Origin of the sequence: Staphylococcus warneri, from assembly GCF_900636385.1 — a bacterium.
Lineage (GTDB): Bacteria > Bacillota > Bacilli > Staphylococcales > Staphylococcaceae > Staphylococcus > Staphylococcus warneri.
This window is the reverse complement of the sequence record NZ_LR134269.1, coordinates 742,975-763,452: the sequence shown is the minus strand read 5'-3', so window position 1 is coordinate 763,452 and position 20,478 is coordinate 742,975. Positions and strand designations below refer to the sequence as shown.

Annotated in this window: 22 protein-coding genes; 6 read left to right on the top strand and 16 right to left on the bottom strand. The window is 31.8% G+C overall.

Annotated features, from left to right (window positions below):
* Window positions 1–57: 57 nt before the first annotated feature.
* Window positions 58–918 (bottom strand): GNAT family N-acetyltransferase, encoded by an 861-nt coding sequence (locus EL082_RS03665; protein WP_002467231.1) that lies wholly within the window; start codon window positions 916–918, stop codon window positions 58–60.
* A gap of 243 nt (window positions 919–1,161) precedes the next feature.
* On the opposite strand from EL082_RS03665, the gene coaW reads away from it, so the two are divergent.
* Window positions 1,162–1,971 carry a type II pantothenate kinase gene (gene coaW / locus EL082_RS03660; protein ID WP_015364817.1) on the top strand — a complete coding sequence of 270 codons (810 nt, stop codon included), beginning with the start codon at window positions 1,162–1,164 and terminating at the stop codon, window positions 1,969–1,971.
* 56 nt (window positions 1,972–2,027) lie between these two features.
* Here the strand turns inward: coaW and EL082_RS03655 are convergent, their stop codons facing one another.
* From EL082_RS03655 to EL082_RS03645, 3 genes are all read right to left on the bottom strand, one after another.
* Window positions 2,028–2,693 carry a DUF2750 domain-containing protein gene (locus EL082_RS03655; RefSeq protein ID WP_002467223.1) on the bottom strand — a complete coding sequence of 222 codons (666 nt, stop codon included), beginning with the start codon at window positions 2,691–2,693 and terminating at the stop codon, window positions 2,028–2,030.
* 179 nt (window positions 2,694–2,872) lie between these two features.
* Complete coding sequence (ldmS, locus tag EL082_RS03650; protein WP_002467222.1) at window positions 2,873–4,066, bottom strand: L-aspartate--L-methionine ligase LdmS; 1,194 nt, start codon at window positions 4,064–4,066, stop codon at window positions 2,873–2,875.
* Complete coding sequence (locus tag EL082_RS03645; RefSeq protein WP_002467217.1) at window positions 4,063–5,250, bottom strand: M20 family metallopeptidase; 1,188 nt, start codon at window positions 5,248–5,250, stop codon at window positions 4,063–4,065. Before EL082_RS03645 ends, ldmS begins: the two co-directional genes overlap by 4 nt.
* Window positions 5,251–5,496: 246 nt before the next feature.
* Here EL082_RS03645 and EL082_RS03640 point away from each other — a divergent pair, with 246 nt between their 5' ends.
* Window positions 5,497–5,967 carry an S-ribosylhomocysteine lyase gene (locus EL082_RS03640; RefSeq protein ID WP_002467219.1) on the top strand — a complete coding sequence of 157 codons (471 nt, stop codon included), beginning with the start codon at window positions 5,497–5,499 and terminating at the stop codon, window positions 5,965–5,967.
* Between the two features lie 343 nt (window positions 5,968–6,310).
* Here EL082_RS03640 and EL082_RS03635 read toward each other — a convergent pair whose 3' ends face one another.
* The 4 genes from EL082_RS03635 to deoC form a co-directional block, all read right to left on the bottom strand.
* Window positions 6,311–6,661: a DoxX family protein gene (locus EL082_RS03635; RefSeq protein ID WP_002467236.1), complete on the bottom strand. Its 351-nt coding sequence runs from the start codon at window positions 6,659–6,661 to the stop codon at window positions 6,311–6,313.
* Complete coding sequence (deoB, locus tag EL082_RS03630) at window positions 6,658–7,848, bottom strand: phosphopentomutase (protein WP_015364816.1); 1,191 nt, start codon at window positions 7,846–7,848, stop codon at window positions 6,658–6,660. Before deoB ends, EL082_RS03635 begins: the two co-directional genes overlap by 4 nt.
* Window positions 7,849–7,859: 11 nt before the next feature.
* A complete protein-coding gene (locus EL082_RS03625; RefSeq protein WP_049414657.1) occupies window positions 7,860–9,161 on the bottom strand; it encodes a pyrimidine-nucleoside phosphorylase in 1,302 nt (433 codons plus the stop codon).
* A gap of 63 nt (window positions 9,162–9,224) precedes the next feature.
* Window positions 9,225–9,887 carry a deoxyribose-phosphate aldolase gene (gene deoC / locus EL082_RS03620; protein ID WP_002467224.1) on the bottom strand — a complete coding sequence of 221 codons (663 nt, stop codon included), beginning with the start codon at window positions 9,885–9,887 and terminating at the stop codon, window positions 9,225–9,227.
* Between the two features lie 165 nt (window positions 9,888–10,052).
* Here deoC and deoD point away from each other — a divergent pair, with 165 nt between their 5' ends.
* On the top strand, window positions 10,053–10,763 hold the full coding sequence (gene deoD, locus EL082_RS03615; RefSeq protein ID WP_002467212.1) for a purine-nucleoside phosphorylase: 711 nt from the start codon (window positions 10,053–10,055) through the stop codon (window positions 10,761–10,763).
* A gap of 160 nt (window positions 10,764–10,923) precedes the next feature.
* Here deoD and EL082_RS03610 read toward each other — a convergent pair whose 3' ends face one another.
* From EL082_RS03610 to EL082_RS03585, 6 genes are all read right to left on the bottom strand, one after another.
* Window positions 10,924–11,370 (bottom strand): Dps family protein, encoded by a 447-nt coding sequence (locus EL082_RS03610; protein ID WP_002467230.1) that lies wholly within the window; start codon window positions 11,368–11,370, stop codon window positions 10,924–10,926.
* Between the two features lie 203 nt (window positions 11,371–11,573).
* Window positions 11,574–11,996, bottom strand: a complete 423-nt coding sequence (locus EL082_RS03605; protein ID WP_002467208.1) for a thiol-disulfide oxidoreductase DCC family protein — start codon at window positions 11,994–11,996, stop codon at window positions 11,574–11,576.
* Between the two features lie 168 nt (window positions 11,997–12,164).
* A complete protein-coding gene (locus tag EL082_RS03600) occupies window positions 12,165–13,541 on the bottom strand; it encodes an EVE domain-containing protein (RefSeq protein ID WP_015364814.1) in 1,377 nt (458 codons plus the stop codon).
* 216 nt (window positions 13,542–13,757) lie between these two features.
* Window positions 13,758–13,988, bottom strand: coding sequence for a hypothetical protein (locus EL082_RS03595; protein WP_002467225.1), 231 nt, complete (start codon window positions 13,986–13,988; stop codon window positions 13,758–13,760).
* A 34-nt stretch (window positions 13,989–14,022) separates the two neighbouring features.
* Window positions 14,023–14,961 (bottom strand): type I phosphomannose isomerase catalytic subunit, encoded by a 939-nt coding sequence (locus EL082_RS03590; RefSeq protein WP_002467207.1) that lies wholly within the window; start codon window positions 14,959–14,961, stop codon window positions 14,023–14,025.
* 384 nt (window positions 14,962–15,345) lie between these two features.
* Window positions 15,346–15,999, bottom strand: coding sequence for an SDR family oxidoreductase (locus tag EL082_RS03585; protein ID WP_002467233.1), 654 nt, complete (start codon window positions 15,997–15,999; stop codon window positions 15,346–15,348).
* Window positions 16,000–16,140: 141 nt separating this feature from the next.
* On the opposite strand from EL082_RS03585, the gene EL082_RS03580 reads away from it, so the two are divergent.
* Together EL082_RS03580 and czrB are read left to right on the top strand one after the other, a co-directional pair.
* Complete coding sequence (locus EL082_RS03580) at window positions 16,141–16,464, top strand: ArsR/SmtB family transcription factor (protein ID WP_002467218.1); 324 nt, start codon at window positions 16,141–16,143, stop codon at window positions 16,462–16,464.
* 1 nt (window position 16,465) lies between these two features.
* Window positions 16,466–17,413, top strand: a complete 948-nt coding sequence (czrB, locus tag EL082_RS03575) for a CDF family zinc efflux transporter CzrB (RefSeq protein ID WP_002467237.1) — start codon at window positions 16,466–16,468, stop codon at window positions 17,411–17,413.
* Between the two features lie 45 nt (window positions 17,414–17,458).
* Here the strand turns inward: czrB and EL082_RS03570 are convergent, their stop codons facing one another.
* Window positions 17,459–18,190, bottom strand: a complete 732-nt coding sequence (locus EL082_RS03570; protein ID WP_002467221.1) for a metallophosphoesterase family protein — start codon at window positions 18,188–18,190, stop codon at window positions 17,459–17,461.
* Between the two features lie 132 nt (window positions 18,191–18,322).
* On the opposite strand from EL082_RS03570, the gene EL082_RS03565 reads away from it, so the two are divergent.
* Complete coding sequence (locus tag EL082_RS03565; protein ID WP_002467216.1) at window positions 18,323–19,522, top strand: hypothetical protein; 1,200 nt, start codon at window positions 18,323–18,325, stop codon at window positions 19,520–19,522.
* A gap of 85 nt (window positions 19,523–19,607) precedes the next feature.
* On the opposite strand, the gene EL082_RS03560 is transcribed toward EL082_RS03565, so the two are convergent.
* Complete coding sequence (locus tag EL082_RS03560) at window positions 19,608–20,465, bottom strand: HAD family hydrolase (RefSeq protein WP_002467226.1); 858 nt, start codon at window positions 20,463–20,465, stop codon at window positions 19,608–19,610.
* Between the last annotated feature and the right edge of the window lie 13 nt (window positions 20,466–20,478).

The following is a 20,478-nucleotide window of genomic DNA, read 5'->3' as shown; positions in this document are numbered from 1 at the left end:
TAATTAATAGTAACAAAAATAAATTATAAATGACAATGGGCGTTTACGCAATCTCTGTTAATAATTTATATATTTTTCAAATAGAATGTAATCCTCTGCTTGTTCTACTTCTACAAAGTTACTATTAATACACAGTGGACTTAATTCGTTATTTTCTCCATACAATGTAATGGATAATACTTTAATATTATCAAAGTTTTTACGTATATAGGTCGGTAATTGTCTTAATGCACTTTCTGCTATACCTTCATTTCGATGCGTTTTATTAACTTCAATTCCAGAAATGCGCATTCTATCTTCAATCTGTTCAATACCTATAAAACCTACTTTTTCTCCATCTTTAAGTAAGTTAATTAAATGAATATTAGCTTCTTCTGAAGATTCGTTTTCAACGAGTTTCAATGAAGACACATGTTTAGAATCTAAATCTAGATAATACAACCTTTCTTTACCAATTGGTCCTTCTTCTTTTGTAGCTGTATGCATAAAACCTGCACGTTCATACACATTCCAAGCTGCTTGATTCTCAGCATCAACAACTAAAAACAAATGGTTAAAGTCTGGGAACAACGCTTGTACATATTGAGGTAAATACATCATCATTTTAGTACCGTAGCCATGTCCTTGATAACGTTCATTAACTGACAATGATCGTACATAAACGACATTTTCAGGTGTATCATAACCTTCATGTTGATAATATTGATGTAATACGAAGAACCCCACTACTTCTCCATCCTTATTCTTTGCAATATTAGCAACACGATTTTCGTCATTCAGCGCTTCTTCTAAAACCGTTTTAGGTAATGAAGAATATATTTGTTGTCTCTCACTTAATTCAAAATTTAATATATCTTCACGATATTGTTCTTCAAACACTTGAATCGTTATATCTTCAAATTGCTTTTTTATATTCATAAGTTAATCCCCTATCTTTAATTAATCACTTATTATATATTACTTTACCCTATTGTAATATGAATTCTCATAAAATTTAAAATATCTACCAAATTAAATGTATACAAAGTACTCTTTTAGAATTGTAATTGAATTGCATTGTTTGATGGTTTTATTTTTTTAAAATAAAATAAACTCTTGTATTTCCCTTAATTTATTATACTATTATGGGTGATGGATTTTTGATTTGAGGTGAATGCGGAAATGAAAATTGGAATCGATGCTGGTGGAACTTTAATTAAAATCGTTCAAGAATTCGAAGATAAACGTGAATATCACACCGAACTTACCATTAATATTGATAAAGTGATACAGTGGTTAAACCACATTGAATTCGAAAGTTTAAGTTTGACTGGTGGACAAGCAAGTATAATAGCTGAACAACTAACAAAACCCACTCAAAATTTTGTTGAGTTTGATGCTGCTTCAAAAGGACTAGGTATTTTACTTAAAGAACAAGGTCATGATATTAATCAATATATTTTTGCTAATGTAGGTACAGGTACTTCACTACATTATTTTGATGGTCATCAGCAACAACGTGTTGGAGGTATCGGTACTGGTGGCGGTATGATTCAGGGTCTTGGATACTTATTAAGTCAAATTTCAGATTATAAACAATTAACAGATTTGGCTCAAAAAGGCGACAGAGATACGATTGATTTAAAAGTCAAACATATTTATAAAGATTGCGAACCTCCTATTCCGGGTGATTTAACAGCAGCAAACTTTGGGAATGTATTACATCATATGAATGAAGACTTTTCAATAGAGAATAAACTAGCCTCTGTAGTGGGCGTTGTGGGAGAAGTCATTACAACAATGTCTATCACAGTTGCTCGTGAACATCAAACGGATAATGTTGTTTACATAGGTTCTTCATTCAACAATAATCCGTTATTACGTAAAGTAATTGAAGATTATACTGTATTAAGAGGATTCAATCCATTTTACATTGAACATGGAGCCTTTTCTGGGGCAATTGGTGCAATACATCTGAATGATCATAATTAAACAAAAAAAGGAGGTCGAGACAAATACTTAATGTCTCAACCTCTTTTTCTATTTTATTAAAAAGTTGTTTCGTTAGATAATTTTTGGGCTGATACTATTGTTCCGATAACACCTGGTTTTAAGTCTATTCCAACGCCTTTATCATCATCACGTAATTTATCTAACCATTCGCCAAAAACACTGGCTTCAATTTCAATTAAATCACATTCTTCAAAGTCTTCGTCTTTTACTTTTTGAGCTCTTTTTTTTAAGCTCCACACCGGCATAATTTGTGGTTTGTCTTCTCTTCCATCATCTATTAAAATAAAATTTTTTTCATTCTTATTAGTTAACCCATATACATGATCATATTTCGCTACATCTCTAACAAATTCTTTCACTCTGATTTTATCCAATTCTGACATCAATTCTCTAGTGACATCATAGATATTGACAAGTTCACCTTCATTATTGTTTGTCGTATTGATCATTACCTTATCCGTTTCATCAAATAATTCTTCTAAATCATATGCGACAAAGCGATCTAAATCTAATTGTATTACTTTATCGTAATTGATGTCGTTTTCATCTAAATATTGCTTCGCAGTGTCTGTATCTGTCCATACAGCTACATAGGACTGTTCATTTTTCATTAAACGTACTATTTTTTTATTTTTTGAAGCAAAATAAATATACTCATTTATTAACATTTCTTTGAAAAACGATTCCTCTTTGTAAGACATTTTACACCCTCGATTCATAGATATTCTTTTATTCCTTACTTAAAATATTAAAATACTCATTAATGTTAGTCAATAAGGTAAGAATGGTATACTTGACGCTCACTTTTTTCATTTTTCCTTTTTTAAAAAAACTCTTAAAACTTAAGCCTATCACTTAAATTTCAAGAGTTTTCACAATATTATTTAGCTTTTAATTCTTCTAAAAATGCTTTCTCCAATTTTTGAATCGATGCTTTGTCTTTACCATGCCAAATACATCCGAATCTAGAGCTCACCTTATTTTTACCATACCAATCACCATCATAATAAGATAAAGGATATAGAACACCTTTTTTCACATATTTTAAGATGGTATTGAAGAAATGATTATTATCTCCATCTGAAAAGTAACTATAGAATTTATGATATCCGTCTGTTAATTCGTCCGATAAGAGTAACATACTAGTTGAACCATTTTGTCTAAAGTTTAAATCTATAGCGTATACGTCATTGTTTTCATCTAACAACAAATCGAATCCCGCAACACCAAAGAAACCTAAGCTTACACCGATTGACATAATTTCTCGACCTGCATCTATGACATGTTGTGGCACATCATCTACATTTTCATTACCATTATAGAAACCATAATCATTTGTTAATTGTCGAGCAGTACCTAGATATTGAATACCGATGTCTTCAGAATAAGCAAATTGAACACAATAGTTTTGTACAGCTTCAATTTTTTGTTCAATAATTAATTGATCAGTTGCTTCCGTTGCTTCCTCGATGCGCTTTTGAGCTTCGGCAAGATCATGATCATTATAACAAATCATCACACCATATCCTCCTGCGGTTGGTAAATCATCCCCTGGTTTAATAACAAAAGGATATTGCCAATTCTTTATTGCATCTTTGAAAGACTCTATAGGAACAATCTCTCTCTTTGGAAGGTATTTACCATCTGTCCATTCCGGAATTCTCGCCTTGTTGTTAAGCGCTACAAACACATCTTTATTTAATGCATAGTATGACTTCTCTAGTACATCGTCATCATGAATATATTGGAAATATAATTTTTTATTATTTTCATATGCCAATTTTTTTATTAAAGATTCATAAGTTTGTTGATCTCTAAACTGATAAATATGAGGCGGAATTTGTTTACCCACCTCTTTAAATAATGTCTCTAATTTAGAAGTTACACTTGCTTCATGTACAATAACTGGAAACTGATTCGCAATTAACAGCTCTCGACCAGTTAAAAAATTAGATTGATGTTCATCAGGCTTTAGCCATGGATTAGATATATAGGAAGGCCTAGATGTATAAACAACATCATCATTATATAAATCGCTTAATGTTAATTTGGGACTATATACGTTTTCACTCATGATTTCACATGTCCTTTCATATGATGATGTTCTTCAACTATTTCATCGAATAATGTTTGGTTTTCAATTATTTCCAATCCCATTAAGGCCATAATTTTTGCGCCTTTGATGAGTGCTTGATCACCTTGTAAACTAGCTGCTGCTTCTCTAAATCGGTGGGTATGTCCTACTAAATTTCTTGATCCAATTTTAATGTGTGGGTGTATAGTTGGTACAACATGGCTTACATTACCTGTATCAGTTGAACCATATCCAAAGTCATCATCAATGACTGCTTCCCCCATTTCAATAGCATATTTTTCAAATAAATCGTCTAATTTTGGTGATTTGATTAACTCGTTCACACCATTCTGAATTGGACCAAATTCATAATCACAACCTGTTTGAATTGCCGCACCTCTTGCTATCTGTTTTACTTTTTCTGTTAAAACGTCTAATTCTTTTCTTGTTGTGGCTCTTGTGTAAAAGCGAGCATGTGTATAATCAGGTATAATATTCGCTGCTTTACCACCATCTAAAATAACCCCATGTACACGTTGACTCTTTTTAATATGTTGTCTTAATTGTGCTACACCATTAAAATATGAAATCATAGCATCCAATGCGTTTCGAGCTTCATCCGCATTTTCAGAAGCATGTGCGCTTTTTCCATAAAATTTAACATCTAATACATCTACAGCTAATGTATTTATTGTTTTGTAAGTTTCATTTCCTGGATGTACCATTAATGCAATATCAATCTCATCAATGATACCTGCTTTAACATATGATGCTTTAGCACTTCCATTTTCTCCGCCTTCTTCTGCTGGACATCCAAGTACCACAACTGAACCGCCAATATCGTCAATGACCTGCTTTAAAGCAATACCACCTAATGCGCTTGCCGTACCGATAATATTATGTCCGCATGCATGACCTAATCCCGGTAATGCATCATATTCTGCTAAAAAGCCAATGGTTGGACCTTCATTCTTTGATTCATATCTTGCAATAAATCCTGTGGCATGCCCAGCAATATCTGTTTCAATTTCAAATCCATTCGTCTTCAAACAATCAATTAATGTTCTTGAAGCGAAAATTTCTTCATTACCAAGTTCTGGTCTTTCATGTATTCGATGACTCATTTCTACATAATCATATTTATTGTTTTCAATATAATCTAATATATCTTGTTTCTTACTCATATTACCTAACTCCCATTCTACGACTGCACTATAATGACCACATCTATCAATTAATTATTACTTATTCTATCGGATTTAGATTTAAATGTCATTACATTTATAAATATTTACACAATTTTCTCACTATTCAAACTTGTAAATTTAACATAAGATACTGTTACCTCGAAATTGTAAAAACAAAACAGTATTGTTACAATTTAGTTATTAATAATATAGTTGTTTCGTATATTTGAGGAGGAAAATATAATGCCTAAAATGAACGTAGAAAGTTTTAATTTAGATCATACAAAAGTAGTTGCACCATTTATTCGATTAGCAGGTACAATGGAAGGATTAAATGGTGACAAAATTAACAAATATGATATTCGTTTTAAACAACCTAACAAAGAACATATGGAAATGCCTGGTTTACATTCACTAGAGCATTTAATGGCAGAAAACATCAGAAACCATACAGATAAAGTAGTAGACTTAAGCCCAATGGGTTGTCAAACAGGATTTTATGTATCTTTTATTAACCATGATGATTATGAAGATGTATTAGATATTGTTGAAAAAACTCTATATGATGTTTTAAATGCAACAGAAGTCCCTGCATGTAATGAAGTACAATGTGGTTGGGCTGCTAGTCATTCACTTGAAGGCGCTAAAGAAATCGCACAAGCGTTCTTAGATAAGCGTAATCAATGGCACGATGTTTTTGGCAATGCTCAATAAAACAATATTTGTATAAAAATAAGAACTTATGACATAAATATCAATATAAAAGCACAACGATGATTTGAAATTTCAAATCATCATTGTGCTTTATTTATATTTAATACTACATATTGACTGACATCGCTTTGACCAACTTGCATTACTTGTAGAAACTGATTTAATCAGTTTCTTTGTATTGGGTCCCTACCTAGGGTGCCGTCTTAGCCTCGGTCTTCGACTGGCACTGCTCCCTCAGGCGTCTCGTCAACAATACTCCTTATTAACATGTCATTTTACTTTAAAATACTTTTAAAAATGCCAGAATGTTAGTAATGAAGCTAACATCCTGGCTTATTTAATTTTATAATTTTTTTACAAGACTAATAAGTACAAATTGTAATGGTAAACGTAACCATAATGCCCATGCTGGCACTTCTTTATCACCAAGTGGTAGTTTTTTTCTAGCCATATAAACATTGGCAGGTAAAACTGCTAATAAGAATAGATTTATTCCTTTTTTCAACCAGCTTGCTGGGCGTTTAATAAGTAATGCGATACCAAAGAATATTTCAAAAACACCAGTTACAAGTACTGCTGTTTTTTGTAAAGGTAAATAATCAGGCACTATATTTCTGAACTGTCTTTCTCTCGTAAAATGTAATACACCTGCTGTTCCAAAACTAATACCTAATAACCATCTTAGAAATTTCATTCGTGTTCCACTCCCATTTCTTTTAAATAACTTTTTCCAAATTCGGGCATTTCTACGTTGAAATTATCTGCAATTGTTGCACCTAATGAACTAAATGTTGTATCTCCAGGTAATTCATGATACTTTTTGATTTTCGGACTAAACATTAGTACAGGTATATACTCTCTAGTATGGTCTGTACCTTCAGCTGTTGGATCATTACCATGATCTGCTGTAATAATTACTAAATCATCTTCATTTAAGTTGTCGATAAGCTCGGGCAATCGATTATCAAAGTCCTTGATTGCTTGTGCATATCCTGGCTTATCACGACGATGACCGTATAGTGCATCAAAATCAACTAAATTAAGAAAACTTAATCCATTGAAATCTTTTTTTACAACATTAATTAATTGATCCATGCCATCCATATTGCTTTTAGTTCGGATAGCTTCAGTTACACCTTCACCATCATAGATGTCATTAATTTTTCCGATTGCAATAACATCATAACCGTTATCTTTTAATGCATTCATAACTGTTTTACCAAACGGCTTTAATGCATAGTCGTGACGATTAGATGTGCGTGTAAAGTTACCAGGTTCACCAACATATGGTCGAGCAATAATCCTGCCAATTAAATACTTAGGATCTTTAGTTAACTCTCTCACTTTCTCACATATATCATATAGTTCTTCTAAAGGGATCACATCTTCATGTGCCGCAATTTGAAGTACTGGGTCAGCACTTGTATATACAATCAAATCACCAGTTTTCATTTGATGTTCGCCCCACTCGTCAATAATCTGAGTACCAGACGCAGGACGATTAGCAACGACCTTTCTACCTGTCATATTTTCAATTTCATGAACTAATTCATCAGGAAAACCATCAGGGTATACTTTAAATGGTTGCATAATATTTAATCCCATTATTTCCCAGTGCCCTGTCATTGTATCTTTACCTACTGAAGCTTCACTTAATTTTGTATAAAAAGCTTGAGGTTCCTCAACACTTGAGATAACTGGTAATTGATCGATATTTCCTAATCCTAATCTTTCTAAATGAGGTAATGACTGATCAAAACCTTCAAGTGTATGCTTTAAAGTATGTGAACCTTCATCATTAAATGCTGCCGCATCAGGTCCTTCGCCAATACCAACTGAGTCCATCACAATTAGATGCACACGTTTAAATGGTGTAGTCATATTTACATCTCCTACTCGGTAATTATTTTGTGTATTAATGTTGGTGTGTAACCTTCACTATCAATTTTAATACTTTCGTTTAATTTATCAAATATATCATTTACATTTTCTTTATTACTATGGATGGTTAGGATAGACTCACCAGCATTTACTTTATCGCCGACTTTTTTATTTAAAACGATACCCACACTTAAATCGATGATATCTTCTTTAGTTTGTCTACCTGCACCTAACATCATTGATGCAACCCCAATTTCATTAGCCACCATTTCTGATATAAAACCATCCTTTTGAGCAGTATATTCAATTTTGTATTTCGCATCTTCAAGACTGTCAGGACGTTCTATTATGCTTACATCGCCGCCTTGATTACTAATAAAAGTTTTAAATTTATCTAAAGCTTTACCAGATTGAATTGCTGCTTCTAATAATTCACGTGCATCTTTTAAATTATCTGCTTTTTTAGCAAGTACAACCATTTGTGAACCTAATGTAAGTACCAATACTGTTAAATCATCTGGACCATGTCCTTGTAGTGTTTCAATTGCTTCTTTTAGCTCTAAGCCATTACCAATCGCGTTACCTAAAGGTTGACTCATATCAGAAATAATCGCCATTGTATTTCTTCCAACGTTATTACCAATACTTACCATCGCATGCGCTAAAGCTTCGGCATCTTCCAGTGTCTTCATGAATGCACCACTACCTGTTTTTACATCTAGAACAATTGCGTCAGCTCCAGCTGCAATTTTTTTACTCATGATTGAAGATGCGATTAAAGGAATAGAATTGACAGTTCCAGTAACATCTCTTAATGCATATAACTTTTTATCTGCCGGTGTTAGGTTACCAGATTGTCCCATAACTGCGACCTGGTTCTCATTGACTAACTTAATAAATTCATCTTCAGTTAATTCAACATGAAAACCTTTCGCAGACTCTAATTTATCAATTGTGCCACCTGTATGGCCTAATCCACGACCACTCATTTTAGCTACTGGAACACCTACTGAAGCCACTAATGGTGCTAGTACTAATGTTGTTGTATCACCAACACCACCTGTAGAATGTTTATCTACTTTAATCCCTTCAATATCAGATAAATCGATGACATCTCCAGAATTAACCATTGCCATTGTTAAGTGAGCACGCTCTTCTTCATTCATATCTTGAAAGAAGATTGCCATAGCTAAACTTGACGCTTGATAATCTGGTATATCTCCATTGGTATAGCCTTTGATGAAGAAGTCGATTTCTTCCTTGTTTAATGATTTCCCGTCACGTTTCTTTTCAATAATATCTATCATTCTCATAAAAACAGCCCCTTTTTAGATGATTGTTTCTTGATTTGCGCTTCTTTACTTTAATGAGATGAATTAATAACTTGAATCTGATTCTAACCCTTGAATAATTTGTACACCTGCACTCGCGCCAATACGTGTCGCACCTGCTTCTAACATGCGATTAAAATCTTCTAAATTACGTACACCGCCTGAAGCTTTGACTTCTAATGCATCACCGACTGTATCTTTCATTAATTTAACGTCTTCAGCTGTAGCACCTCCACCAGCAAATCCTGTAGAAGTTTTAACAAAATGTGCACCCGCTTCTTTTGCAAGCTCGCATGCTTTTACCTTTTCTTCATCTGTTAATAAGACAGTTTCTATGATGACTTTAACCGTCTTACCATTCGCTGCAGTCACTACGCTCTCTATATCTTCTTTGACATCGTTAAAGCGCTTATCTTTTAATGCACCAATATTAATCACCATATCAATTTCTTTAGCACCATTTTCAATGGCATTTTTCGTTTCAAATGCTTTTACTTCTTTAGTCGATGCACCGAGTGGAAAACCGATGACAGTACATACTAATACGTCTGTTCCTTTTAATTGTTCTGCTGAATACTCCACGTGTGTTGGATTAACACAAATCGATTTAAAACCGTATTCCTTAGCTTCACTGATTATTTTATCGATTTGTTCACGTGTTGATTCAGGTTTTAACTGTGTGTGGTCTATATATTTTGCATAATTCATTAAAAGGTCCTCCTCACTTATTTAAAATGCTATTTTCGTCCAACTCATGCGGTGAACGAATGCATTCGTTAAACATACCCTTCAACTATATAGTACAAAAATTAGCAATAAATTTAAACAAATGTTATCTTAAACATAATCATGTAATTAAGGAGAAGATAACAAATGACAAAAGGCACACCTCATATTCAACCTAATGGAGTTAAAATCGCTAAAACAGTATTAATGCCAGGTGATCCACTACGTGCAAAATACATTGCTGATAACTTCTTAGAAAATGTTGAACAATTCAATGAAGTTCGTAATATGTTTGGATATACAGGAACATATAAAGGTAAAGAGATTTCAGTTATGGGTTCTGGTATGGGTATACCTAGTATAGGTATTTATTCGTATGAGCTTTATAATTTCTTTGATGTAGACACAATCATCCGCGTGGGTTCATGTGGTGCATTACAAGAACATGTAAATTTATATGATGTCATCATCGCACAAGCTGCATCTACTAACTCAAATTATGTTGATCAATATCAAATTCCTGGTCATTTTGCACCTATCGCTGACTTTGATTTAGTGACAAAAGCAAAACTTGCTGCTGATAATATCGGCGCAGTATCTCATGTTGGTAACGTTTTATCATCAGATACTTTTTACAATGCAGATGAAACGTTTAATGATGCATGGAAGAAAATGGGGATTTTAGGCATTGAGATGGAATCAGCTGGGTTATATTTAAATGCCATTCATGCTGGTAAAAAAGCATTAGGCGTTTTCACAGTAAGCGATCATATCTTACGAGATGAAGCAACAACTGCAGAAGAACGTCAAACATCATTTACACAAATGATGGAAATTGCATTAGAAATAGCTGAATAAAAATAAGACCAAGCACTTTTAATAGATGTGCTTGGTCCTTTTATTAAGATTTTACTAAATAACAAGAAACAATGGCGTTGTTATTTAGTAAAATCTTTTTTGAAAAGCTAAGAGGAACTTTCTTAATCAAAGTCCCTCTTAGCTTAATTTTATAGTCGTCTTATTTACCTAAATAAGATTGTAACATCCAATTATGTTTATCTACTGACGTTTGCATACCGATAAACATATCTTCAGATACATCATCGCCAGCGTCACCTGCTACCTTAATAGCATTTTCTAATTGTTTTGAAATGTTTGTGAAATCTTTAGATAATTCTTCAACCATTTGTTCAGCAGCGTAACCTTTGCCAGCTTCTTCAACGATTGACATATCTAGACTTTCTTTCAATGTTCCAACAGGATTACCACCAACTGCTAGAATACGTTCTGCTAAATCATCTACATATTGTGCAGCCTCATTGTATAACTCTTCAAATTTCACATGTAATGAGAAGAAATTAGGTCCTTTTACATACCAATGGAAGTTATGCAATTTAGTATAAGCAACTGTCCAGTTAGCAACTTGTTGGTTTAATTCTTTTACTACTTCATTATGATTTGTCATATTAATATACGCTCCTTTAATTCATTGACTATACCTTTATTATATTAGAATCATTATAATCTGTAAAGTAAAATGATACTCTTGTTTAGAATTATTATAAACAAGTTCGAATTATGTTCACAAATGAATCACTTTATTCAAGATATAAAACTTTATCTATGATTATACTTTTTTAATTAGTAATTTCTTTTCTCAATTAAATACTATAATTGAGAATAAGTCAATTTGACATGCTCATTATCATCTAAAAAGAATGATTTCTCATAAGCATTAGGTTGATGCCAATGTGTGTGCCACATTTTATCTCTGTTATTAGCAAATAATTGATAACCAAAATTTCTAATTGGCTTAGGTACGACATATAATAATAAACCTAAAAATTTATACTGATTAGGCAGTGACGTTATAAGTGAAGCAATCGCTGTAGATTCATATTCAATATGGTCTCCATCTACTACAATTACACTATTTCTATCCTTCGCCTCGGGATGTTGATTAAACAACTGTTGACCGTACTCACCTTTTAATGTTGCAAATTCATATTTGTGTGATAAACCTTTTTGAATTAACCATATCGCATAGTTATAGCAATAAACACAATTGCCATCATAATAAATAATTGCCATAATAACCTCACTCCTTTTTATCTCATTTATTATTTTTCCTATTTCTCTTTTTATAAACAAAACATCGACTTTTTGATAAAAAAATAAGTTGATTTTATGAATGCGTTCATACATCACCTATTCAATCATAGGGTACTATATGATTAATTCATAAAATCAACTTAGGGGTTAGTCTTGGTTAACTTTTACTATTCTAGTATATTTTAAAAATTGTTGAGAATATTTTTGCTGAATTTCTTCTAATGAGTCATAAGTGACACCAATAATGTGCCAGTTAGGATTAAAATGATAAAATGAGTCTTTTTCTTTTGACCACTTAATCATATTACCTTCTTTGTTATATCTTGGTAATGTCACTTCATAACCTTCAAGCACATTGATATAAGTTTGGAATATGTCAGGATCTATTCTATTAAAGTTGTCTATTACAAGATAGCTTTTATCTTTTTTAGGCATATTCTGAGTGATAAAACCTTCACGATAGTATAACGCACCACTTTCGTTAGGTAGGTACTTACCATATAACATATCTTCGCTAAAATCTGGATGTCCAGATGTAATAATTGGATTAGCATTTGTCTTTTGTAATAAATCATTTGCAGCTTTTAAACCTTCTTCTTTTTTATCAACAACTAGTAAAATAAAAGGCTTAATTGTTGTTTCTTGTTGTTGCTCTTCTAGTAAATGTGATTTCTCCACTGTTTCAAATGGATTCTTAATACCGTTATTATCGCTCATTTCTAAAATAGCATCATATTGAACTTGTGACATACTTGCTATTGCTTGTTTAGCATTTTCTTGTAAGAAATATAAGTTTTTAAGCTTCGGATGCTTGTTCAAATGACCAAGTGATATTGGTGTAATATGTTTACCAAACATAATTTCAATAGCTGTACTATTGGTTCTGCCGGGAATAGGTGGCTTTTCATGGATATGTCTAGTTACTTCACCCACACCAATTACAGATTGATTTTGATATTTATTGTATATAATTACATTATCTCCAACTTCTAACTGTGTATAAAAGTGATAGCCATTACGTTTAATACCATTGTAGGTATGCGTGTATATTGTATAGCTTTTTCCCGGTTCAAAATCTTCTGTTTCTGACAGAAAGAAATAACGCGGAATTTTTGTTTCACCTTTACCAAGTTGAACGATAAGATCAAATTCTTCTTTTCTAATTTGATTAAATAGTGTTTCTTTCATATTACTCATTCTAAAATCTAATGCTTCACTACGTTTTAAATAATCCGTTGTTAAAGGATTTAACGTTTCATTAAATTTAAATTCAACTCTAATTTTGTTTTGTGCACCTGCTTGAACACTTAGTATTTCTCCAAAACCTAGCAATCCTGTATCTGTTTGTACTTGATAAAAGATGACTTGATCGCCGGCTTTTGCTTTTTTAAATGCTCTAAATCCTTGAGTAGGATTAAATTGTGCACCTGATTCAAATAATGTCGTTTGACCTACTAATGGTTCATTATGATTCCATCTATTATAACCACAATTTAACCAAAAGTAATTGATTTCTTCTGTCATCACGAATCTCCTCACCTTATTATATGTAAAATAAGTTATTTTAATTACCTTATTATATCTAACACACCAATACTACTACAACTATTTTTCTAATATTTTATTAAAAAGCAATCATTCAGGACTTAAATAATTAAAAATAGACTAATGCTAAAATCCGCATTAGTCTATATATAAATTATTTTTAGTTATTAATTTAACAAAGACATTTTTTCAAATTTAATGAGAAGGTACGAATGAACCGAGAAGTGGCAATAAATTAATCATCACTCCACCTAAAGATAACATGGCACTGCTTTCTTTATCTCGAAACGTGATAGCTGCACTAAAAACCCCTATCATAGCAACTAATCTAGGAATCATTAATGAAGGATAATGTGGCATATTTAGAAATACACCTGCACCTGCAATAACGCCACATAGTAATGAAATATATAAAAACTGTTTCATAATTTGAACATCCTTTATTTAATCATTAAATACTTTAGATATAACTAATTATTAAAGAAAAGTCGCCTTCAAATACATTATCTAAATCCTCTGAAGTCAGGACAAAATGGCTTCCTTTTTGAATATCAAAAATATCACCGTCTGTAATTAATTTCCCTTCACCATCTATTACAGACACTAAACAAAACTCGCGTGGTTTCATATAATTTAATGTTCCTGAAATTTCCCATTTAACTATAGTGAAGAAATCATTAGAAACAATATGTGTGCATTGATGACTTTCTATAATTTCTTTTTCTGGAACAATATTAGGCAATTCATTATTAAATGCCATAACATCTAATGCTTTATTAATATTAAGTTCTCTTGACTCACCGTTATGATTATCGCGTTGATAGTCATAAACTCGATATGAAATGTCCGAAGACTGCATAACTTCATATGCAACAATACCAGCACCGATACTATGAATTGTTCCAGCTGGTACAAAGTAAAATTCACCCGACTTTACATTTACTTTTCTTAATGTATCTTCGACAGTACCAGCATCTAGATGCTGTTTAAATGTTTCTTTTGAATCTGCAGTTGTACCTAATATAATTTCAGACCCTTCCTCTGCATCAATCACGTACCAACATTCTGATTTTCCATATTGACCATTCTCATTTTCATAAGCATAAGAATCATCAGGATGAACATGAATAGATAACGGTGATTCTGCATCAACAATTTTAGCGAGCAATGGAAAATCCTTACTTGGAAACTCACCGAATAATTCTCGATGTTCTGCCCATACTTGATCTAAAGTTTGACCTGCATAGGGACCATTCTTAATTATATTTTTACCATTAGGGTGAGCTGAGATTCCCCAACATTCTCCAATTTGTTGATTGGGTAGTTGGTATCCAAAGGTTTCTAATTTATTACCACCCCACATTTTCTCATGGAAAATAGGTTTTAAAAACAGTGGCATGTCTACACCTCCATTACTCTTGATGTTTATGTAATTATCATTGACCAATACTCAATCAACGATTCGTATACTATGTATTTCATTATTAATGTTTATATCAACAATTAATAAATTTAACTCACTATATGTGATTGTATCACAATTCATATTTTTATGGTTAAGATGATTATTGACTATTTTCAATCGATATTTATGTCATTCATTACTTTTAATTATACTTTCTTAGTACATTTAAGGTGATCTCCGATATTATATCAATTTATAATCCAAATGAATAGTAACAGTATATTTCATTGTTTGGGGTTAAAAAGTATAAAAAATATATAGGCCAAGCAATGACTTGCTCGCCCTATATATTTGTATATCTCTATATTTACTACTTCATTATTCGTAAGATTTTAATGCATCTTTAATAGATTCATTACCAGATAAAATTTGAAATTCTTGCTTGTTGAATTTATCAGAAGTTACTACGTAATTTAACACACTAGCTACATCTTCTCGTGGTATTGAACCATAACTATCAAAATATAAATCTGCTTTTATTTGACCAGTACCTTTGTCATCTTTAAGACCACCTGGATGCACAATGGTATAATTTAAATTAGAATGTCTTAAATAATCATCCGCATAGTGCTTAGCGATAGTATAAGGTTTTAAGTCGCCACTTTGATCAAACGCTTCTCTTCTTGAATCGTACGTTGAAACCATTACATAATGCTTAATATCCGCTTCTTCACTTGCTTTAATCGTTTTTACTGCACCATCTAAATCTACATATATTGTTTTATCAGCTCCAGTACTACCACCAGAACCCACTGAGAAAAGGACTTTATCAAAAGATTGAAACTTATTCTTTAATTCTTCAATACTTTCTTTTTCAACATCAATATTTAAAGCTTTAATACCTTTATCTTCTAATGCTTTAACTTGTTCATCTTTTCTCACACCTGCAGTAAAATCAACATTATCATCTTTTAATTGATCAACTAACTTAGAGCCCACGCCACCATTAGCGCCTATAATCAAAATACTCATATTAAACGTCCTCCTTAAAAACTTATATCATTATTCTTACCTTTTTCCTCATTATTTAAACGCTAAATCTCTGTTGACTAAAAATACGTACTAGTTTATATTAATATATGAATACATATTCATATATTAAGAGGTGTTCGTATGACTGAAAAGAATATAGACATGTCTAATCAACAAACTTTAGAACGAGTGACAGATATTTTCAAAGCTTTAAGTGATATTAACCGCATTAGAATCATGGAATTATTAGCGTCAGGTGAAGCAAGTGTTGGCCACATTTCACATTCATTGTCGTTAACTCAATCTAATGTCTCCCATCAACTTAAACTTTTAAAATCGGTAAATCTGGTAAAATCAAAACGTCAGGGTCAAAGTATGATTTATTCTTTAGATGACCAACATGTTTCTACTTTATTGAAACAAGCAATTCATCATGCGAGTCACCCTATAGAAGGTGAAAAATAATATGTCAACACATCATCATGATCATGCACATTCACACGCACACGGGCATGTACATACAAACAACAAAAAAATCTTATTAATCTCATTTATTATTATAGCCCTATTTATGTTAGTAGAAATTATTGGCGGTTTTTTAGCCAATAGTCTGGCCTTACTTTCTGACGGCTTCCATATGTTCAGTGATGCCCTATCACTATTAGTAGCACTCATTGCATTTATCTATGCTGAAAAACATGCAACAGTATCTAAGACCTATGGTTATAAACGATTTGAAGTCTTAGCGGCACTTTTTAATGGTGTTACACTATTTGTCATTAGTATTTTAATCGTTATAGAAGCTATTAAACGCTTTTTCACGCCACCAGAAGTTCAATCAAAAGAAATGTTTGTCATCAGTATCTTAGGTTTAATTGTCAATGTTGTCATTGCACTTTTAATGTTTAAAGGTGGAGATACTTCACACAATTTAAATATGCGCGGTGCATTCTTACATGTACTTGGTGACTTATTTGGATCTATTGGTGCAATTGTCGCTGCAATATTAATTTGGACATTGGGTTGGACGATTGCTGACCCGATAGCAAGTATTTTAGTTTCTGTTATTATCTTAAAAAGTGCTTATGGTATTGCTAAATCATCTTTAAATATATTAATGGAAGGCACACCAACCGACGTTGATTTAGATATCGTTATTCAAACTTTAACGAAAAACATTGAAATTCAAAGCGTCCATGATTATCATGTATGGACGATATCTAATGATATGAACGCATTAAGTTGCCATGCCGTTGTGCCAGATACTTTAACTGTCAAAGACTGCGAGCAATTACTTAAACGTATCGAACACGATTTATTACATTTAAATATTCAACATATGACAATTCAATTAGAAACAGCAAATCATGATCATGACGAAACAACACTTTGTACTGGCGTTCATCATCATTAATATAAAAAAGTTGCTCCATCAATCTAATGATGGGGCAACTTTTAATTACATAAATTTTTCAAATATAAGTTCTTTTGCAGGTACCTGTTTCGCTTCAAATCCTTCTAAAAATTCTTCATTATCGTATGCTAATTTAACTCTTTCTAATGAAATGTCTGTGTCAGTAACCGTTACTATACCATATACAGCATGTGATCCATTATTTAATCCAACAGCACCTGGATTGAAATACATTTTGTTTTTGTCATCAAACATATGCAAACGATGGTTATGGCCAAATATGATTAAATCAGCATCTTTATCCGCAAATAATTGAGTCATTTCATTTTCATCATCTTTAACGATTGGACTAAATGGTTGTTCATCAATTGACGAAGACAATTTATCATTCTCTATTTCATAATGGATAAATAATACTTTTTTCCCACAAATTGTTTTTTCAATATAACGTGGTAATTGATTGAGTTCTTCATAATAGTCTTCATCTAAATGGCCTGCAATCCATCGGTGGTGTTCATAAAACTTATCTTTTAAATCATCCGGATAAGGAGTGCCATTAACAACAGACATAATAGCTTCATCATGATTCCCTGCAATCATTTCCATATCGTCACGATCAAATATATGATCTAATACTTTATTTGTCTCGTGACCAATTCCAATGTTGTCACCAAGATTATAAATTTTATCAATATCGTCTCTATTATCAATATCATCCAATACAGTTTCTAATGCATCAAAGTTACCATGCACGTCAGTAATAATTGCAAATTTCATGATGATATCTCCTTTCATTTTCAATTCATTAGAACATTTTAACACTTAATACCCTATTATGTTAGATATTAATTTGAAAAAGTCCAAATTTTTGATATTGTATTTATATTAACGAAAAGGAGTGCTTAAAATTTGTTTAAATATTACAACTTAGCATTTAAGAATGCTAAACCTCAGAATCTTAAAGCAATACTATTTACATTAGTAAGCTTTATCGTCATTTTTTTAATCGGTAGAGTGGCAATGGCTATGATTGGTCAACAAATCATGCAATTGCAAATGATGATGCAATTCGGTCAACCAGTCGGACCATTACTTACACCGATTATTGGACTTGCATTAGTCGTAATTTTATTATTTATCTTTTTAGGTTATCAATTAATTGCAGGTGCGATTAATGTTATTTCAAAAGCAATCAGAAAAGAAAAAGTTAAATTCTCAGATTTATTTATCTCATTCAAAAAAGGTCATTATGGTAAAAGTGTATTACTAGCATTAATCACTGTAGCATTATTTATCATAATGGGAGTCATTTTATTTTTAGTAAATAAATTGCTTGGCCTTGTAATATCACCATTAGTAAATGCTATTCAAGGACCTATTAGTGGCATGGATAATCCAATGCCTGCTTACCTAGCATTCCAAATTGGTGTAACTTTAATTGTTGGATTCATTACTTCAATCTTTTATTGGTTTTTCTTTGTGTTAATCATTAATTACACAGCAGCATACACAGAAAACCCAACACAAGGACCAATTAAACTTTTCAAAGAAGGATTTAAAGCAATTAAAAATGGCCATAAAACATGGTTAAAATTCTTCATTGGTATTTTATTAATTAATTTATTAATTACTATCATCACACGTGTATTAGTGACTCTTGTACAAATGGCAACTGGTAGTATGTCACAAACAGTTGCGCAAGTATTATTAGTTATTTTACAAGTTATTGTTATTTTAGTAACACTATTTATTTACTATGCTTTATTAATGGGAATCGTTCAATATTTCGTACTACGAGGCGAAAAAGTAACTACTGATTCTAAAAAAGGTAAAAAAGACAAAAAAGATAAAGCTATAAATAATAAAGATGCTAAATCAAAATCAACACAATCTAGTCAATTACAAGATAAAACTAAAGACAATGTTAATGATCATACAAGTAATTTAAAAGATTCAACACAATCTAATGCTCAAGATTCTAATAAAGACTTAAACGATAAAGCTACTCAACATAAAGAAGATTTATCAAATACAGCAACATCAAAAAAAGATGATTTAGAAAAAACAGCAAAAGATACAATTGATAAAAACAATCCTAATAATAAATAATAATTGATAATAATAAAAGACGGCGTTCATTGGTTTTAAACCTTTGAACGCCGTCTTATTTTATTTATCAAATTACTATACCAATTTAGTCTAATAAATGTTTTTTCAAATATTTAGCCGCACCATCTTCTTCATTAGTAAATTCTGTCACATCATTCGTCAATGCTTTAATCTCAGTTCGTGCATTTTTCATTGCCACTGTAAAATTCCCAAATTCAAACATAGCTCTATCGTTATCACTATCACCCATAACAAGAGTCTCTTCTTGTTTAATATTAAAATGTTCAATCATTTCCTTAATACCAGTACCTTTATCAGTATTATAAGCCATTGTTTCAGCATTATAACGTGATGAATTAGAAACACTAATATTTAGAGTCACTTTATTTTGCTTTAATTCATCTCTGAAATGAGTGATTTTATCTAAGTTTGTGTCAAATAAGTATATTTTCGAATAGTCTTTATCTGGTAAACTCTCTACCCATTGAATTTTATCCTTGAGCGCATCTTGTCTTGAAGCCCATTCACTTTGACCTACATTATTAGGTGGTGTATCTCCACCGCTAATCATATTTCTCATCCATTGCTCATCTTCTTTTAATACAAGTCGTTGTTCACCAAATGGAAATACTTCATAGTAAATATTTTGTTGTTGCGCCAATGACACTATACGTTTAACTGATTCTAGAGACATACTATGCTTGAATATATTTTCATCATTAACTTCCCCTGTAGTTCCATTTGAGCTAATAATACCATCTACTGAAAAACCTTCAGGAACAAGTTGATGAATTTCAGAATATGAACGTCCAGTTGCTAAAAATACTTTATATCCATTTTCTCTTAAAGCATTAATGACATCTCTCGTATATTCTGATGCTTTGTTATCTTCATGTAAAATCGTACCATCCATATCTAAAAATATTGCTTTAATGTTGTCCATATTTTCCTCCATA

Excerpts from the sequence above, each read along its gene's own strand:
- EL082_RS03645 (WP_002467217.1), bottom strand. The coding sequence starts at position 5,250 with ATGAGTAAGAAACAAGATATATTAGATTATATTGAAAACAATAAATAT.
- EL082_RS03640 (WP_002467219.1), top strand. The coding sequence starts at position 5,497 with ATGCCTAAAATGAACGTAGAAAGTTTTAATTTAGATCATACAAAAGTA.
- coaW (WP_015364817.1), top strand. The coding sequence starts at position 1,162 with ATGAAAATTGGAATCGATGCTGGTGGAACTTTAATTAAAATCGTTCAA.
- ldmS (WP_002467222.1), bottom strand. The coding sequence starts at position 4,066 with ATGAGTGAAAACGTATATAGTCCCAAATTAACATTAAGCGATTTATAT.
- EL082_RS03570 (WP_002467221.1), bottom strand. The coding sequence starts at position 18,190 with ATGAAATTTGCAATTATTACTGACGTGCATGGTAACTTTGATGCATTA.
- EL082_RS03560 (WP_002467226.1), bottom strand. The coding sequence starts at position 20,465 with ATGGACAACATTAAAGCAATATTTTTAGATATGGATGGTACGATTTTA.
- EL082_RS03635 (WP_002467236.1), bottom strand. The coding sequence starts at position 6,661 with ATGAAATTTCTAAGATGGTTATTAGGTATTAGTTTTGGAACAGCAGGT.
- EL082_RS03590 (WP_002467207.1), bottom strand. The coding sequence starts at position 14,961 with ATGCCACTGTTTTTAAAACCTATTTTCCATGAGAAAATGTGGGGTGGT.
- deoB (WP_015364816.1), bottom strand. The coding sequence starts at position 7,848 with ATGACTACACCATTTAAACGTGTGCATCTAATTGTGATGGACTCAGTT.
- EL082_RS03625 (WP_049414657.1), bottom strand. The coding sequence starts at position 9,161 with ATGAGAATGATAGATATTATTGAAAAGAAACGTGACGGGAAATCATTA.
- EL082_RS03585 (WP_002467233.1), bottom strand. The coding sequence starts at position 15,999 with ATGAGTATTTTGATTATAGGCGCTAATGGTGGCGTGGGCTCTAAGTTA.
- EL082_RS03600 (WP_015364814.1), bottom strand. The coding sequence starts at position 13,541 with ATGACAGAAGAAATCAATTACTTTTGGTTAAATTGTGGTTATAATAGA.
- EL082_RS03610 (WP_002467230.1), bottom strand. The coding sequence starts at position 11,370 with ATGACAAATCATAATGAAGTAGTAAAAGAATTAAACCAACAAGTTGCT.
- EL082_RS03655 (WP_002467223.1), bottom strand. The coding sequence starts at position 2,693 with ATGTCTTACAAAGAGGAATCGTTTTTCAAAGAAATGTTAATAAATGAG.
- EL082_RS03605 (WP_002467208.1), bottom strand. The coding sequence starts at position 11,996 with ATGGCAATTATTTATTATGATGGCAATTGTGTTTATTGCTATAACTAT.
- deoC (WP_002467224.1), bottom strand. The coding sequence starts at position 9,887 with ATGAATTATGCAAAATATATAGACCACACACAGTTAAAACCTGAATCA.
- EL082_RS03595 (WP_002467225.1), bottom strand. The coding sequence starts at position 13,988 with ATGAAACAGTTTTTATATATTTCATTACTATGTGGCGTTATTGCAGGT.
- czrB (WP_002467237.1), top strand. The coding sequence starts at position 16,466 with ATGTCAACACATCATCATGATCATGCACATTCACACGCACACGGGCAT.
- deoD (WP_002467212.1), top strand. The coding sequence starts at position 10,053 with ATGACAAAAGGCACACCTCATATTCAACCTAATGGAGTTAAAATCGCT.
- EL082_RS03665 (WP_002467231.1), bottom strand. The coding sequence starts at position 918 with ATGAATATAAAAAAGCAATTTGAAGATATAACGATTCAAGTGTTTGAA.
- EL082_RS03580 (WP_002467218.1), top strand. The coding sequence starts at position 16,141 with ATGACTGAAAAGAATATAGACATGTCTAATCAACAAACTTTAGAACGA.